The sequence below is a fragment of the Neisseria polysaccharea genome (assembly GCF_963392925.1).
Classification (GTDB): domain Bacteria; phylum Pseudomonadota; class Gammaproteobacteria; order Burkholderiales; family Neisseriaceae; genus Neisseria; species Neisseria polysaccharea.
The window spans coordinates 24,493-38,674 of sequence record NZ_CAUJNZ010000015.1; the positions used below are offsets into that span (position 1 = coordinate 24,493).

A 14,182-nucleotide genomic window follows, 5' to 3' on the forward strand; every position below is an offset into this window, starting at 1 on the left:
CGCTGCGGCGTTTTCAGACGGCATCGCGACACACCCCGCGCACATTAGGACACGATATGAAAGTCATCTTTGCCGGCACGCCCGATTTTGCTGCCGCCGCTTTAAAAGCCGTTGCCGCCGCCGGTTTTGAAATCCCGCTGGTGCTGACTCAGCCCGACCGCCCTAAAGGACGCGGTATGCAACTGACCGCCCCGCCCGTCAAACAAGCCGCGCTGGAACTCGGTTTGCGCGTGGCACAGCCCGAAAAACTGCGCAACAACGCCGAAGCCCTGCAAATGCTCAAAGAGGTCGAGGCAGACGTAATGGTGGTTGCCGCGTACGGTTTGATTCTGCCGCAAGACGTGTTGGATGCGCCGAAACACGGCTGCCTCAACATCCACGCCTCGCTGCTGCCCCGTTGGCGCGGCGCGGCGCCGATTCAGCGCGCGATTGAGGCCGGCGATGCCGAAACCGGCGTGTGCATTATGCAGATGGACATCGGTTTGGACACCGGTGATGTGGTCAGCGAACACCGCTACGCCATCCAACCTACCGATACCGCCAACGAAGTCCACGACGCGCTGATGGAAATCGGTGCGGCGGCGGTTGTTGCCGATTTGCAACAGCTTCAAAACAAAGGCCGTCTGAACGTGGTCAAACAGCCCGAAGAAGGTGTTACTTACGCCCAAAAACTAAGCAAAGAAGAAGCGCGTATTGATTGGAGCGAAAGCGCGGCGGTTATCGAACGCAAAATCCGCGCCTTCAACCCCGTGCCTGCCGCGTGGGTTGAGTATCAGGGCAAGCCGATGAAAATCCGGCGCGCCGAAGTGGTGGCGCAACAAGGCACGGCAGGCGAAGTGTTGTCCTATTCGGCGGACGGTTTGGTCGTTGCCTGCGGCGAAAACGCGCTGAAGATTACCGAATTGCAGCCTGCCGGCGGCAAACGTATGAATATCGCGGCGTTTGCTGCTGGACGGCATATCGAAGCAGGGACGAAGCTGTAAATTCCTTCAGACGGCATCCCGATCCGCAAACGGGGATGCCGTCTGAAGCCATCAGTTGAAGAAAGCGAATCACATAATATGAGTATGGCACTTGCCCAAAAACTTGCCGCCGACAGCATTGCGGCAGTTGCCGAAGGACGTAACCTTCAGGACGTGTTGGCGCAAATCCGCACCGCGCATCCCGATCTTACGGCGCAGGAAAACGGCGCGTTGCAGGACATCGCCTACGGCTGCCAGCGTTATTTGGGCAGTTTGAAACATATGCTCGCGCAGATGCTGAAAAAGCCGATTGGCAATCCGCAGCTCGAAAGCCTGCTTTTGGCGGCGTTGTACCAACTGCATTACACGCGCAACGCGCCCCACGCCGTGGTCAATGAGGCAGTGGAGAGCATAGCCAAAATCGGACGCGGGCAGTACCGTTCGTTTGCCAACGCGGTTTTGCGCCGCTTTTTGCGCGAACGCGACAAGCTTGTGGCTTCCTGTAAAAAAGACGATGTGGCGAAACACAACCTGCCGCTGTGGTGGGTGGCTTACTTGAAAAACCATTATCCGAAACACTGGCACAACATCGCCGCCGCGCTGCAATCCCATCCGCCGATGACTTTGCGCGTCAACCGCCGACACGGCAATGCCGAAAGCTATTTGGAAAAACTGGTGGCGGAAGGTATCGCGGCTAAGGCGTTGGACGAATATGCGGTTACGTTGGAAGAAGCCGTGCCGGTAAACCGCCTGCCCGGCTTTTCAGACGGCATCGTTTCGGTACAGGACTTCGGCGCGCAGCAGGCGGCGTATCTCCTTAACCCGAAAGACGGCGAACGGATTTTGGACGCGTGCGCCGCGCCGGGCGGCAAGACGGGGCATATCTTGGAACTGGCGGATTGCCGTGTTACCGCCTTGGACATTGATGCAGGCCGTCTGAAACGGGTGGAAGACAATATCGCGCGCCTGGGCTTTCAGACGGCATCGACGGCGTGTGCCGATGCACAGGACCTGCCGGCATGGTATGATGGGAAACCGTTTGATGCCGTCCTTGCCGACGTGCCGTGTACCGCCTCGGGCGTGGCGCGGCGCAATCCCGACGTGAAATGGCTGCGCCGCCCGACCGACGCGCTCAAAACCGCCCGCCAGCAGGAAGCCCTGCTGGACGCATTGTGGCAGGTGCTGAAAAGCGGGGGAAGGATGTTGATCACCACCTGTTCCGTGTTCGTCGAAGAAAACGACGGGCAATTGCAAAAATTCCTCAACCGCCATGCCGATGCAGAACTGATCGAATCGCGGGTACTCTTACCGAACAAACACCAAGATGGCTTTTATTACGCGCTTATTCAAAAGCAGTAAATGGCTGATTGTGCCGCTGATGCTCCCCGCCTTTCAGAATGTGGCGGCGGAGGGGATAGATGTGAGCCGTGCCGAAGCGAGGATAACCGACGGCGGGCAGCTCTCAGTCAGCAGCCGCTTCCAAACCGAGCTGCCCGACCAGCTCCAACAGGCGTTGCGCAGGGGCGTGCCGCTCAACTTTACCTTAAGCTGGCAGCTTTCTGCCCCGACAATCGCTTCTTATCGGTTTAAATTGGGGCAACTGATTGGCGATGATGACAATATTGACTACAAACTGAGTTTCCATCCGCTGACCAACCGCTACCGCGTTACCGTCGGCGCGTTTTCGACAGACTACGACACTTTGGGTGCGGCATTGCGTGCGACCGGCGCGGTTGCCAACTGGAAAGTCCTGAACAAAGGCGCGTTGTCCGGTGCGGAAGCAGGGGAAACCAAGGCGGAAATCCGCCTGCTGCTGTCCACTTCAAAACTGCCCAAGCCTTTTCAAATCAACGCATTGACTTCTCAAAACTGGCATTTGGATTCGGGTTGGAAACCTCTAAACATCATCGGGAACAAATAATGCGCCGTTTTCTACTGATCGCAGCCATATGCGCCGTCGTCCTGTTGTACGGACTGACGGCGGCAACCGGCAGCACCAGTTCGCTGGCGGATTATTTCTGGTGGATAGTCGCATTCAGTGCAATGCTGCTGCTGGTACTGTCCGCCGTTCTGGCGCGTTATGTCATATTGCTGTTGAAAGACAGGCGCAACGGCGTATTCGGTTCGCAGATTGCTAAACGCCTTTCCGGGATGTTCACGCTGGTCGCCGTATTGCCCGGCGTGTTTCTGTTCGGCGTTTCCGCACAGTTCATCAACGGTACGATTAATTCGTGGTTCGGCAACGACACCCACGAAGCCCTCGAACGCAGCCTCAATTTGAGCAAGTCCGCATTGAATCTGGCGGCAGACAACGCACTCGGCAACGCCGTCCCCGTGCAGATAGACCTCATCGGCGCGGCTTCCCTGCCCGGGGATATGGGCAGGGTGCTGGAACATTACGCCGGCAGATTTACCCAGTTGTCCCTTTACAATGCGGCAAGCGGTAAAATCGAAAAAAGCATCAACCCGTACAAGCTTGACCAGCCGTTTCCGGATAAGGAACATTGGGAGAAAATCCAACAGGCCGGCTCGGTCAGGAGCTTGGAAAGTATAGGCGGCGTATTGTACGCGCAGGGCTGGCTGCTGGTGGGTACATACAACGGACGCGATTACGCGCTGTTTTTTCGTCAGCCCATTCCCAAAGGCGTGGCAGAGGATGCCGTCTTAATCGAAAAGGCAAGGGCGAAATATGCTGAGTTGAGTTACAGCAAAAAGGGTTTGCAGACCTTCTTTCTGGCGACGCTGCTTGCCGCCTCGCTGCTGTCGATTTTTCTTGCACTGGTCATGGCATTGTATTTTGCCCGCCGTTTCGTCGAACCCGTCCTATCGCTTGCCGAGGGGGCGAAGGCGGTGGCGCAAGGCGATTTCAGCCAAACCCGTCCTGTTTTACGCAATGATGAGTTCGGGCGTTTGACCAAGTTATTCAACCATATGACCGAGCAGCTTTCCATCGCCAAAGAAGCAGACGAGCGCAACAGGAGGCGCGAAGAAGCCGCCAGACATTATCTCGAATGCGTGTTGGAGAGCCTGACCACGGGTGTGGTGGTGTTTGACGAACAAGGCCGTCTGAAAACCTTCAACAAAGCGGCGGAACAGATTTTGGGGATGCCGCTCGCTCCCCTGTGGGGCAGCAGCCGGCATGGTTGGCACGGCGTTTCGGCGCAGCAGTCCCTGCTTGCCGAAGTGTTTGCCGCCATCGGTGCGGCGGCAGGTACGGACAAACCGGTCCAGGTGGAATATGCCGCGCCGGACGATGCTAAAATCCTGCTGGGCAAGGCGACGGTATTGCCCGAAGACAACGGCAACGGCGTGGTGATGGTGATTGACGACATCACCGTGCTGATACGCGCGCAAAAAGAAGCCGCGTGGGGCGAAGTGGCGAAGCGGCTGGCACACGAAATCCGCAATCCGCTCACGCCCATCCAGCTTTCCGCCGAACGGCTGGCGTGGAAGCTGGACGGCAAGCTGGACGAGCAGGACGCGCAAATCCTGATGCGTTCGACCGACACCATCATCAAACAGGTGGCGGCGTTAAAAGAAATGGTCGAGGCATTCCGCAATTATGCGCGCGCGCCGTCGCTCAAATTGGAAAATCAGGATTTGAACGCCTTAATCGGCGATGTTTTGGCTCTGTACGAAGCCGGCCCGTGCCGGTTTGAGGCGGAACTTGCCGGCGAACCGCTGATGGTGGCGGCGGATACGACCGCCATGCGGCAGGTGCTGCACAATATTTTCAAAAATGCCGCCGAAGCGGCGGAAGAAGCCGATGTACCCGAAGTCAGGGTAAAATCGGAAGCGGGGCAGGACGGTCGGATTGTCCTGACGGTTTGCGACAACGGCAAAGGGTTCGGCAGGGAAATGCTGCACAACGCCTTCGAGCCGTATGTAACGGACAAACCGGCGGGAACGGGATTGGGACTGCCCGTGGTGAAAAAAATCATTGAAGAACACGGCGGCCGCATCAGCCTGAGCAATCAGGATGCGGGTGGGGCGTGTGTCAGAATCATCTTGCCAAAAACGGTAGAAACTTATGCGTAGCAGCGATATTTTAATTGTAGACGACGAAGTCGGCATCCGCGACCTGCTGTCGGAAATCCTGCAGGACGAAGGCTATTCGGTCGCGTTGGCGGAAAACGCCGAAGAGGCGCGCAAGCTGCGCCATCAGGCGCGCCCGGCGATGGTGCTGCTGGATATTTGGATGCCGGATTGCGACGGTATTACCCTTTTGAAGGAGTGGGCGAAAAACGGGCAGCTCAATATGCCGGTGGTGATGATGAGCGGGCATGCCAGCATCGATACCGCCGTGGAAGCGACCAAAATCGGCGCGATCGATTTTTTGGAAAAACCGATTTCCCTGCAAAAGCTACTGTCTGCCGTCGAAAACGCGTTGAAACACGGTGCGGCGCAAATCGAAACGGGACCGGTGTTCGACAAGCTGGGCAACAGTGCCGCGATTCAGGAGATGAACCGCGAAGTCGAAGCGGCGGCAAAGCGCACGTCCCCTGTATTTTTGACGGGCGAAGCGGGTTCGCCGTTTGAAACCGTGGCGCGCTATTTCCATAAAAACGGTACGCCGTGGGTCAGCCCGGCAAGGGTCGAATATCTGATCGATATGCCGATGGAACTGTTGCAGAAGGCGGAGGGCGGCGTTTTGTATGTCGGCGATATTGCCCAATACAGCCGCAATATCCAAACCGGCATTGCCTTTATCATCGGCAAGGCAGAACGCTGCCGCGTCAGGGTGGTCGCATCGGGCAGCAGGGCGGCAGGTTCAGACGGCATTGCCTGCGAGGAAAAGCTGGCGGAACTGCTGTCGGAGTCGGTCGTCCGCATTCCGCCGCTGCGTATGCAGCATGAAGACATTCCCTTCCTGATACAGGGGATTGCCTGCAATGTGGCGGAAAGCCAAAAGATTGCGCCCGCCTCATTCAGTGAAGATGCGCTTGCCGCATTGACCCGTTATGAATGGCCGGGAAATTTCGACCAGTTGAGCAGTGTCGTTGCAACACTGTTGTTGGAGGCAGACGGACAGGAAATCGGTGCGGCGGCGGTTTCTTCCCTTTTGGGGCAGAATGTGTCTGCCGAGGGGGTGGAAGATATGGTGGGCGGGTTCAATTTCAACCTGCCCCTGCGCGAATTGAGGGAAGAATTGGAGCGACGTTATTTCGAGTACCACATTGCCCAAGAAGGTCAGAATATGAGCAAAGTGGCGCAGAAGGTCGGGTTGGAACGTACCCACCTCTACCGCAAGCTCAAGCAGCTCGGCATCGGCATTTCCCGCCGTGCGGGTGAAAAAGCCGAAGAGTAGGTGCAAACCGCCGGTTTTCAGATTGCAGGGCTTCCGTTTTCAGACGGCATTTGGAGCAAATGCCGTCTGAAATCATAAGGGGACGGATTTTATGACAGAGAACGAACGTTTCGCATGGTTGCAGCTGGCTTTTACGCCCTATATCGGTGCGGAAAGTTTCTTGCTGCTGCTGCACCATTTCGGCAGTGCGCAAAATGCCCTGTCCGCACCGGCGGAACAGGTGGCGGCACTGATACGGCACAAACAGGCGCTTGAGGCTTGGCGCAATGCGGAAAAACGCGCTTTGGCGCGGCAGGCGGCAGAAGCGGCATTGGAATGGGAAATGAGGGACGGATGCCGTCTGATGCTGCTGCGGGATGATGATTTTCCTGAAATGCTGACTCAGGGTATAACCGCGCCGCCGGTTTTGTTTTTGCGCGGCAACGTGCAACTGCTGCACAAACCTTCCGCCGCCATCGTCGGCAGCCGCCATGCCACGCCGCAGGCAATGCGGATTGCCAAAGATTTTGGCAGGGCGTTGGGTGGGAAAGGCATTCCCGTTGTGTCGGGTATGGCTTCCGGTATCGATACTGCCGCCCATCAGGGAGCACTGGAGGCAGAAGGCGGCACCATCGCCGTGTGGGGGACGGGTATAGACCGCATTTACCCGCCGTCCAATAAAAACCTTGCCTATGAAATCGCCGAAAAAGGATTGATTGTCAGCGAGTTCCCCATCGGTACGCGGCCGTATGCCGGCAATTTTCCGCGCCGCAACCGCCTGATTGCTGCCCTGTCGCAAGTAACGCTGGTGGTTGAAGCCGCGTTGGAATCCGGTTCGCTGATTACTGCCAGATTGGCGGCGGAGATGGGGCGCGAAGTGATGGCGGTACCCGGTTCGATAGACAATCCACACAGTAAAGGCTGCCACAAACTGATTAAAGACGGCGCAAAATTGGTGGAATGCCTGGACGACATCCTTCATGAGTGTCCGCGGCTCTTGCAAAATGAGGGTGCTTCATCATATTCTATAAATAAGGGAATACCTGAAAAGCGCATCACTGCCGTTCAGACGGCATCCGACCCGCCGTTTTCGTCTGAAGGCAAAATGCCGTCTGAAAAGACGGAGAACCGACCCGTCGGCGGCGGTATCTTGGACAGGATGGGTTTCGACCCGGTTCATCCCGATGTGCTTGCCGAGCAGTTGGGTATGCCTGCCGCAGACTTATACGCCGAACTGTTGGAATTGGAACTGGACGGCAGCGTTGCCGCAATGCCCGGCGGCAGATACCAGCGTATCCGAACTTGAACGCACTTTATATTAAGGAACACGAATGACCGAAGTCATCGCCTACCTCATCGAACATTTCCAAGATTTCGATACCTGTCCGCCGCCCGAAGACTTGGGTATGCTGCTTGAAGAAGCGGGTTTCGATACGATGGAAATCGGCAACACCCTGATGATGATGGAAGTATTGCTCAACAGCTCCGAATTTTCCGCCGAACCCGCCGACAGCGGCGCATTGCGCGTGTACAGCAAAGAAGAAACCGACAACCTGCCGCAGGAAGTGATGGGGCTGATGCAGTATCTGATTGAAGAAAAAGCCGTCAGCTGCGAACAGCGGGAAATCATCATCCACGCGCTGATGCACATTCCGGGCGACGAAATTACCGTAGATACCGCCAAAGTGCTGACCCTGCTGCTTTTATGGGCAAACAAGAGCGAGCTGCCCGTGTTGGTCGGCGACGAGCTGATGAGCGCGCTTTTACTCGACAACAAACCTACGATGAACTGAAGCGGCTTCAGACGGCCCGCCCGAGGCCGTCTGAAACGCCGGCATCAAAACCACCATCTAGAGAACGACAAATGGCGAAAAACCTATTAATCGTCGAATCCCCGTCCAAAGCCAAAACCCTGAAAAAATATTTGGGCGGCGATTTTGAAATCCTTGCATCCTACGGACACGTCCGCGACCTCGTCCCCAAAAGCGGCGCGGTCGATCCCGACAACGGCTTTGCGATGAAATACCAACTCATCAGCCGCAACGCCAAACACGTCGATGCCATCGTCGCCGGTGCCAAAGAAGCTGAAAACATCTACCTCGCAACCGACCCGGATAGGGAAGGCGAAGCCATTTCCTGGCATCTTTTAGAAATCCTCAAATCCAAACGCGGTCTGAAAAACATCAAGCCGCAGCGTGTCGTGTTCCACGAAATCACCAAAAACGCCGTCCTTGACGCCGTCGCCAACCCGCGCGAAATCGAAATGGACTTGGTCGATGCGCAACAAGCCCGCCGTGCGCTGGACTATCTGGTCGGTTTCAACCTCTCGCCGTTGTTGTGGAAAAAAATCCGGCGCGGTTTGAGCGCGGGCCGTGTACAAAGTCCTGCTTTGCGCCTGATTTGCGAACGCGAAAACGAAATCCGCGCGTTTGAAGCGCAGGAATATTGGACGGTGCATCTCGACAGCCACAAAGGCCGCAGCAAGTTCACCGCCAAACTCGCCCAATACAACGGCGCAAAACTCGAACAATTCGACCTGCCGAACGAAGCCGCTCAAGCCGATGTGTTGAAAGAACTCGAAGGCAAAGAAGCCGTCGTTACCGCCATCGAAAAGAAAAAGCGCAGCCGTAATCCCGCCGCGCCGTTCACCACATCCACCATGCAGCAGGATGCCGTGCGCAAACTCGGCTTCACTACCGACCGCACCATGCGTACCGCCCAGCAGCTTTACGAAGGTATTGACGTAGGGCAGGGTGCCATCGGTCTGATTACCTATATGCGTACCGACAGCGTGAACTTGGCGGATGAAGCCTTAACCGAAATCCGCCATTACATCGAAAACAAAATCGGCAAAGAATATCTGCCGAGTGCCGCCAAACAATACAAAACCAAATCCAAAAACGCCCAAGAAGCGCACGAAGCGATCCGCCCGACTTCCGTGTACCGCACGCCCGAAAGCGTCAAACCCTTCCTGAGCGCAGACCAGTTCAAACTCTATCAAATGATTTGGCAGCGCACCGTCGCCTGTCAGATGATGCCCGCCAAATTCGACCAAACTACCGTCGATATTACCGTCGGCAAAGGCGTGTTCCGCGTAACCGGACAAGTGCAAACTTTCGCAGGCTTCTTGAGCGTTTATGAAGAAAGCAGCGACGATGAAGAAGGCGAAGACAGCAAAAAACTGCCCGAAATGAGCGAAGGCGACAAACTGCCCGTGGATAAACTCTACGGCGAACAACACTTTACCACTCCGCCGCCGCGATACAACGAAGCCACATTGGTTAAAGCCCTTGAAGAATACGGCATCGGCCGCCCCTCGACCTACGCCAGCATTATCTCCACGCTCAAAGACCGCGAATACGTCACCCTTGAGCAAAAACGCTTTATGCCCACCGACACAGGCGACATCGTCAACAAATTCCTGACCGAACACTTCGCCCAATACGTCGACTACCACTTTACCGCCAAACTCGAAGACCAGCTCGACGAAATCGCCGGCGGCAAACGCCAATGGGTTCCCGTGATGGACAAATTCTGGAAGCCGTTTATCAAGCAAGTGGAAGAAAAAGAGGGCATCGAACGCGCCAAATTTACCACGCAGGAACTCGACGAAACCTGCCCCAAATGCGGTGGACACAAACTGCAAATCAAGTTCGGCAAAATGGGACGCTTCGTTGCCTGCGCCGGTTATCCCGAGTGCAGCTACACCCGCAACGTCAACGAAACCGCCGAAGAAGCTGCCGAACGCATCGCCAAAGCGGAAGCAGAACAAGCCGAACTTGACGGGCGCGAGTGTCCCAAATGCGGCGGTCGCCTAGTGTACAAATACAGCCGCACCGGCAGCAAATTCATCGGCTGCGCCAACTACCCCAAATGCAAACACGTCGAGCCGCTGGAAAAACCGAAAGATACCGGCGTCCAATGCCCGCAATGCAAAAAAGGCAACCTCGTCGAGCGCAAATCCCGCTACGGCAAACTGTTTTACAGTTGCAGCACTTATCCCGACTGCAACTACGCCACTTGGAACCCGCCCGTCGCCGAAGAATGCCCGAACTGCCATTGGCCGGTCTTGACCATCAAAACCACCAAACGCTGGGGAGTGGAAAAAGTCTGCCCGCAAAAAGAATGCGGCTGGAAAGAGCAAATCGAACCGCCTGCACCGAAAGAGTGAAGCGGTTGGGATTGAGATGGAAGAAAATGCCGTCTGAAAGGAGTTTCAGACGGCATTTTCTTCATGTGAAAACAAACCTACTCAGATTGAAACTGTTTACACACTTCTATATTAATCCGTATAAAGTCCTGCCACGACATTTGTTCTGATAAGTAATGGTGATAATAGTCCTCCACACGACAGACCAAAGGGCGCGTTTCATAGATAGTGCATAAGCGCGTTGAATCATCGAAATGGCGGCAGGTACCATCTCCTCGATCCAGGTATATGGTTTGTTCGCTTAAATTGACCTTTTGACAGCACAAACCGCAAGCAGAGCATGGGAAGGGTTCTGATGAGGCAATCAAAAATCGATTACTTTCACATTGTCGTTTTTCAAAGCTGCAATCAGATTGTCCACTTGTTTCAGTGGGGAATCTTTGGCAATGCTTACAATGCCGTTAATTGCTGTATCAATAACGTGGATATTTCCCGCTTCCATTCCTTTGTCCAATGCCTCAAATAAACCGTCAATCATTTTGCGACGTTCTTTGAACGTATTTTCCAGATACAAGCGCAAAATTTCTTGTTGGTTTTTCAATTCTGTTAATCGGACATCACGCCATGCACCAATGACTTCACGTTTGGTTTTCTCTTGAGCAGCAATTTTCTTATATTCGTTGCGTGCTTCTAAGATGCGAAGAAACGAATTAGAAGCCGCATCAAACGAAATGTTTGCTGGATTCTTTGTTGGTAACTTATTAAGGATTTGGATTTTTCCCATTATACTGTACCTAATTCGATATTCAGATAACCTTCGCATTGATGACGGATATTGGCTACAGGAGATCCGTCCTCTTCCATAATAGGCGTATTCAGCAGATTTTTAATTGCTTTGCCGATGACCAGCATGGTGTGGAAATCAGGATGGTCGGCATGGTCGACACGAACCTTTTCGAAACGTTTAACCATTTCTTCTAAGGTATGGCGTATTTCCCTTGCGTTTTCCTTCAACCCTTCTAATCCTTCTGTAATTAAATCCATCTCGTCAATAGCCTCATCGATTTCAGCCCTATATGCTCGTGCTTCCGTCAGAGCCTCTTCCGCCTTGCTTGCCAGCATAAATCCACCGATTGCTAAAGCAGGTCCTGCCACGATGCCACCCAAAGCCACCATGCCGCCTGCCATACCGAATCCACCTGCTGCCAATGAGCCACCTCCGAGCCAAGCAAGGGTTGCATTGGTTGCCGCAGCACCTGAAAGGGTGGAGATTGCTGTTCCTGTGGAAGCAGTTGCAAGCATAGGTACTGCACCGTATACGCCAAAGCCTGCCAGTGCGCCAGTAATGGCACTACTGCCGAGATTGGTGCTTAACTCTAAAGAAGTTTGCACCATAGTTTCCATTTCTTTTAATTCAGCAATATCAAATGTACTGTTAAAACCCGATAGTTCGCTTTTCGCATGCTTGTTGCTGGTGTTGTTTAGGACTTGAACAATATGTCTGATTTGATTGTTAAAAATATCAACCTTAAACTGTCCCAACTCCTCAAAAGCAAGGTTGGTTTCGTCTTTAGTCGAATTCAATTCTCTTTTCCTGCGTTTATAACGGCGTTCTGCACGCTCACCTATTTCTTTTGCATCATCTATATCGCTGAGTGCGGCTGCTCCTTTGACAATACCTGTTGCAGCAAGGGCGGCGGCTGCACCCCAAAGTAAAACTGGAATAGCCATGTGTAATTTCCTAAAGTGTATAAAAAGTTAAGAATATTGAAGTTTCAATGTGTATTTAGATTTTAAAATTCTATTAAAAATACATTTGCCATTCCAGTAAACTAAAGTTTAAAATCTATCCAAATAATTTAACCATCTATACAGAAAGTTCAGCTTATGGAAACCCACGAAAAAATCCGCCTGATGCGCGAATTGAACAAATGGTCGCAGGAGGATATGGCGGAAAAGCTGGCGATGTCGGCAGGCGGGTATGCCAAAATCGAACGGGGCGAAACGCAGTTGAATATCCCGCGTTTGGAGCAGTTGGCTCAGATTTTCAAAATCGATATGTGGGACTTGCTCAAATCGGGCGGCGGCGGGATGGTGTTTCAGATTAATGAAGGTGATAGTGGTGGCGATATTGCGTTGTATGCGTCAGGTGATGCTTCGATGAAAATAGAATTTTTAAAAATGGAGTTGAAACATTGTAAAGAAATGTTGGAACAAAAAGACAAAGAAATCGAGCTGCTCCGCAAGCTGACCGAAACCGTTTAAACAGATATGCCGTCTGAAAAAAGTTTTCAGACGGCATATTCTTTGACAGGTCTTGTATAATACCGTTTGAACTTACAGGTTTTTGATTATGGCGGCAGGCAAACATACCAAACACAGCAACCGGGTACGCATTATCGGCGGGCAATGCCGGGGCAGGAAATTGAGTTTTGCATCCGCCGACGGTCTGCGTCCGACACCCGACAGCGTGCGTGAAAAGCTGTTTAACTGGCTGGGACAGGATTTGACGGGTAAAACGGTTTTGGATCTCTTCGGAGGCAGCGGCGCACTCGGTATGGAGGCGGCATCGCGTAATGCAAAACGGGTCGTGATTGCAGACAACAACCGTCAAACGGTACAAACCCTTGAGAAAAACAGTCACGAACTGGGTTTGGGGCAGGTACAAATCGTCTGTTCGGACGGCATTGCCTATTTGACAAACCTAAAAGAGAAATTCGATGTCGTCTTCCTTGATCCGCCGTTTACATGGCAGGACTGGCAAATTCTGTTTGATGTTTTAAAGCTGCGCCTGAACCCCGGGGCATTCGTCTATCTCGAGGCGGGTAGACTGCCGGATATCCCCGATTGGCTGACGGAATATAGAGAGGGGAAATCGGGGCAGAGTACATTCGAATTAAGGGTTTTCCAAGTGGCTGAATAATATGCGCTTTGATAATCATTTCCGAGTTGTAAACATTCGTTTGCAACCGTCCGGTTCAAAAAAACCTTGTGCTATAATCCGCGCCCGACCGGTTTTGATAATTTAGTGTAAAAGGAAAAGAAATGTCGCTTTTTATTACCGACGAGTGCATCAACTGCGACGTATGCGAACCCGAATGCCCCAATGATGCCATCTCGCAAGGCGAGGAAATTTACGAAATCAACCCCAACCTCTGCACGCAGTGCGTCGGACACTACGATGAACCGCAGTGCCAGCAGGTTTGTCCGGTTGATTGCATTTTGATTGACGAAGAACATCCCGAAACCCATGACGAGTTGATGGCGAAATACGAAAAGATTATCCAGTTTAAATAAATTCTTCTTTAAAACATCAAATTATGTCTGTTTTGAAATAAAATCAAAAAAAAACTTGACGGAAAAGCAAGCCGCTAATAAACTAGCGTTCTCTTTTGGAGGGATTCCCGAGCGGTCAAAGGGAGCAGACTGTAAATCTGTTGCGAAAGCTTCGAAGGTTCGAATCCTTCTCCCTCCACCAAAATTCTTACTTGGGGCAGTAGCGAGTAATGCGGGTGTAGCTCAATGGTAGAGCAGAAGCCTTCCAAGCTTACGGTGAGGGTTCGATTCCCTTCACCCGCTCCAAACAATTAGGCCCATGTAGCTCAGGGGTAGAGCACTCCCTTGGTAAGGGAGAGGTCGGCAGTTCAAATCTGCCCATGGGCACCATCTATCAATTATTCATTTCTTTAAAGCTTAGATATATAGGATATTGCCATGGCTAAGGAAAAATTCGAACGTAGCAAACCGCACGTAAACGTTGGCACCATCGGTCACGTTGACCAT

Annotated in this window: 14 protein-coding genes, 3 tRNA genes and 1 pseudogene; 15 read left to right on the forward strand and 3 right to left on the reverse strand. The window is 53.1% G+C overall.

The features are described from left to right. Nucleotides 1-56 precede the first annotated feature (56 nt). The 8 genes from fmt (at nucleotide 57) to topA (ending at nucleotide 10,420) form a co-directional block, all read left to right on the forward strand. Entirely contained in the window at nucleotides 57-983 is a 927-nt protein-coding gene (fmt, locus tag RDY34_RS09045; RefSeq protein ID WP_308184540.1) for a methionyl-tRNA formyltransferase, read from the forward strand. Between the two features lie 78 nt (nucleotides 984-1,061). After that, nucleotides 1,062-2,321, forward strand: a complete 1,260-nt coding sequence (gene rsmB / locus RDY34_RS09050) for a 16S rRNA (cytosine(967)-C(5))-methyltransferase RsmB (protein WP_308184541.1) — start codon at nucleotides 1,062-1,064, stop codon at nucleotides 2,319-2,321. After that, nucleotides 2,287-2,883 carry a DUF4390 domain-containing protein gene (locus tag RDY34_RS09055; RefSeq protein ID WP_002221831.1) on the forward strand — a complete coding sequence of 199 codons (597 nt, stop codon included), beginning with the start codon at nucleotides 2,287-2,289 and terminating at the stop codon, nucleotides 2,881-2,883. The genes rsmB and RDY34_RS09055 overlap by 35 nt, the downstream gene beginning before the upstream one ends. Further along, nucleotides 2,883-5,000, forward strand: coding sequence for a sensor histidine kinase (locus RDY34_RS09060; protein ID WP_304671008.1), 2,118 nt, complete (start codon nucleotides 2,883-2,885; stop codon nucleotides 4,998-5,000). Before RDY34_RS09055 ends, RDY34_RS09060 begins: the two co-directional genes overlap by 1 nt. Next, the gene (locus tag RDY34_RS09065; protein ID WP_304671009.1) at nucleotides 4,993-6,270 is read left to right on the forward strand and encodes a sigma-54-dependent transcriptional regulator; all 1,278 of its coding nucleotides are present in this window, start codon (nucleotides 4,993-4,995) and stop codon (nucleotides 6,268-6,270) included. Before RDY34_RS09060 ends, RDY34_RS09065 begins: the two co-directional genes overlap by 8 nt. A 91-nt stretch (nucleotides 6,271-6,361) precedes the next feature. Beyond that, complete coding sequence (gene dprA, locus RDY34_RS09070; protein ID WP_308073869.1) at nucleotides 6,362-7,555, forward strand: DNA-processing protein DprA; 1,194 nt, start codon at nucleotides 6,362-6,364, stop codon at nucleotides 7,553-7,555. A 25-nt stretch (nucleotides 7,556-7,580) separates the two neighbouring features. Next, on the forward strand, nucleotides 7,581-8,042 hold the full coding sequence (locus RDY34_RS09075; RefSeq protein ID WP_002215351.1) for a Smg family protein: 462 nt from the start codon (nucleotides 7,581-7,583) through the stop codon (nucleotides 8,040-8,042). 71 nt (nucleotides 8,043-8,113) lie between these two features. Further along, nucleotides 8,114-10,420, forward strand: a complete 2,307-nt coding sequence (gene topA, locus RDY34_RS09080) for a type I DNA topoisomerase (protein ID WP_003754393.1) — start codon at nucleotides 8,114-8,116, stop codon at nucleotides 10,418-10,420. A 77-nt stretch (nucleotides 10,421-10,497) separates the two neighbouring features. Here topA and RDY34_RS09085 read toward each other — a convergent pair whose 3' ends face one another. From RDY34_RS09085 to RDY34_RS09095, 3 genes are read right to left on the reverse strand one after another with little or no spacing between them, the layout of a single operon-like run. Then, complete coding sequence (locus tag RDY34_RS09085) at nucleotides 10,498-10,767, reverse strand: YkgJ family cysteine cluster protein (RefSeq protein ID WP_308073867.1); 270 nt, start codon at nucleotides 10,765-10,767, stop codon at nucleotides 10,498-10,500. Beyond that, nucleotides 10,764-11,183 (reverse strand): hypothetical protein, encoded by a 420-nt coding sequence (locus RDY34_RS09090; protein ID WP_003754397.1) that lies wholly within the window; start codon nucleotides 11,181-11,183, stop codon nucleotides 10,764-10,766. The genes RDY34_RS09085 and RDY34_RS09090 overlap by 4 nt, the downstream gene beginning before the upstream one ends. Then, nucleotides 11,183-12,130, reverse strand: coding sequence for a hypothetical protein (locus RDY34_RS09095; RefSeq protein ID WP_003754399.1), 948 nt, complete (start codon nucleotides 12,128-12,130; stop codon nucleotides 11,183-11,185). Before RDY34_RS09095 ends, RDY34_RS09090 begins: the two co-directional genes overlap by 1 nt. Nucleotides 12,131-12,286: 156 nt before the next feature. Between RDY34_RS09095 and RDY34_RS09100 the strand changes: the two genes are divergently transcribed. The 7 genes and pseudogenes from RDY34_RS09100 to RDY34_RS09130 all read left to right on the forward strand — a co-directional run. After that, the gene (locus RDY34_RS09100) at nucleotides 12,287-12,664 is read left to right on the forward strand and encodes a helix-turn-helix domain-containing protein (RefSeq protein WP_003754406.1); all 378 of its coding nucleotides are present in this window, start codon (nucleotides 12,287-12,289) and stop codon (nucleotides 12,662-12,664) included. 88 nt (nucleotides 12,665-12,752) lie between these two features. Then, the gene (rsmD, locus tag RDY34_RS09105) at nucleotides 12,753-13,322 is read left to right on the forward strand and encodes a 16S rRNA (guanine(966)-N(2))-methyltransferase RsmD (protein ID WP_308073866.1); all 570 of its coding nucleotides are present in this window, start codon (nucleotides 12,753-12,755) and stop codon (nucleotides 13,320-13,322) included. 122 nt (nucleotides 13,323-13,444) lie between these two features. Beyond that, a complete protein-coding gene (locus RDY34_RS09110) occupies nucleotides 13,445-13,696 on the forward strand; it encodes a YfhL family 4Fe-4S dicluster ferredoxin (protein ID WP_002215364.1) in 252 nt (83 codons plus the stop codon). 97 nt (nucleotides 13,697-13,793) lie between these two features. Beyond that, a tRNA-Tyr gene (locus RDY34_RS09115) sits at nucleotides 13,794-13,877 on the forward strand. Nucleotides 13,878-13,907: 30 nt separating this feature from the next. After that, nucleotides 13,908-13,981: transfer RNA gene (locus RDY34_RS09120), tRNA-Gly, on the forward strand. Nucleotides 13,982-13,990: 9 nt separating this feature from the next. Then, a tRNA-Thr gene (locus RDY34_RS09125) sits at nucleotides 13,991-14,065 on the forward strand. A gap of 48 nt (nucleotides 14,066-14,113) precedes the next feature. Next, nucleotides 14,114-14,182, forward strand: a pseudogene (locus RDY34_RS09130) (GTP-binding protein); the annotation flags it as partial.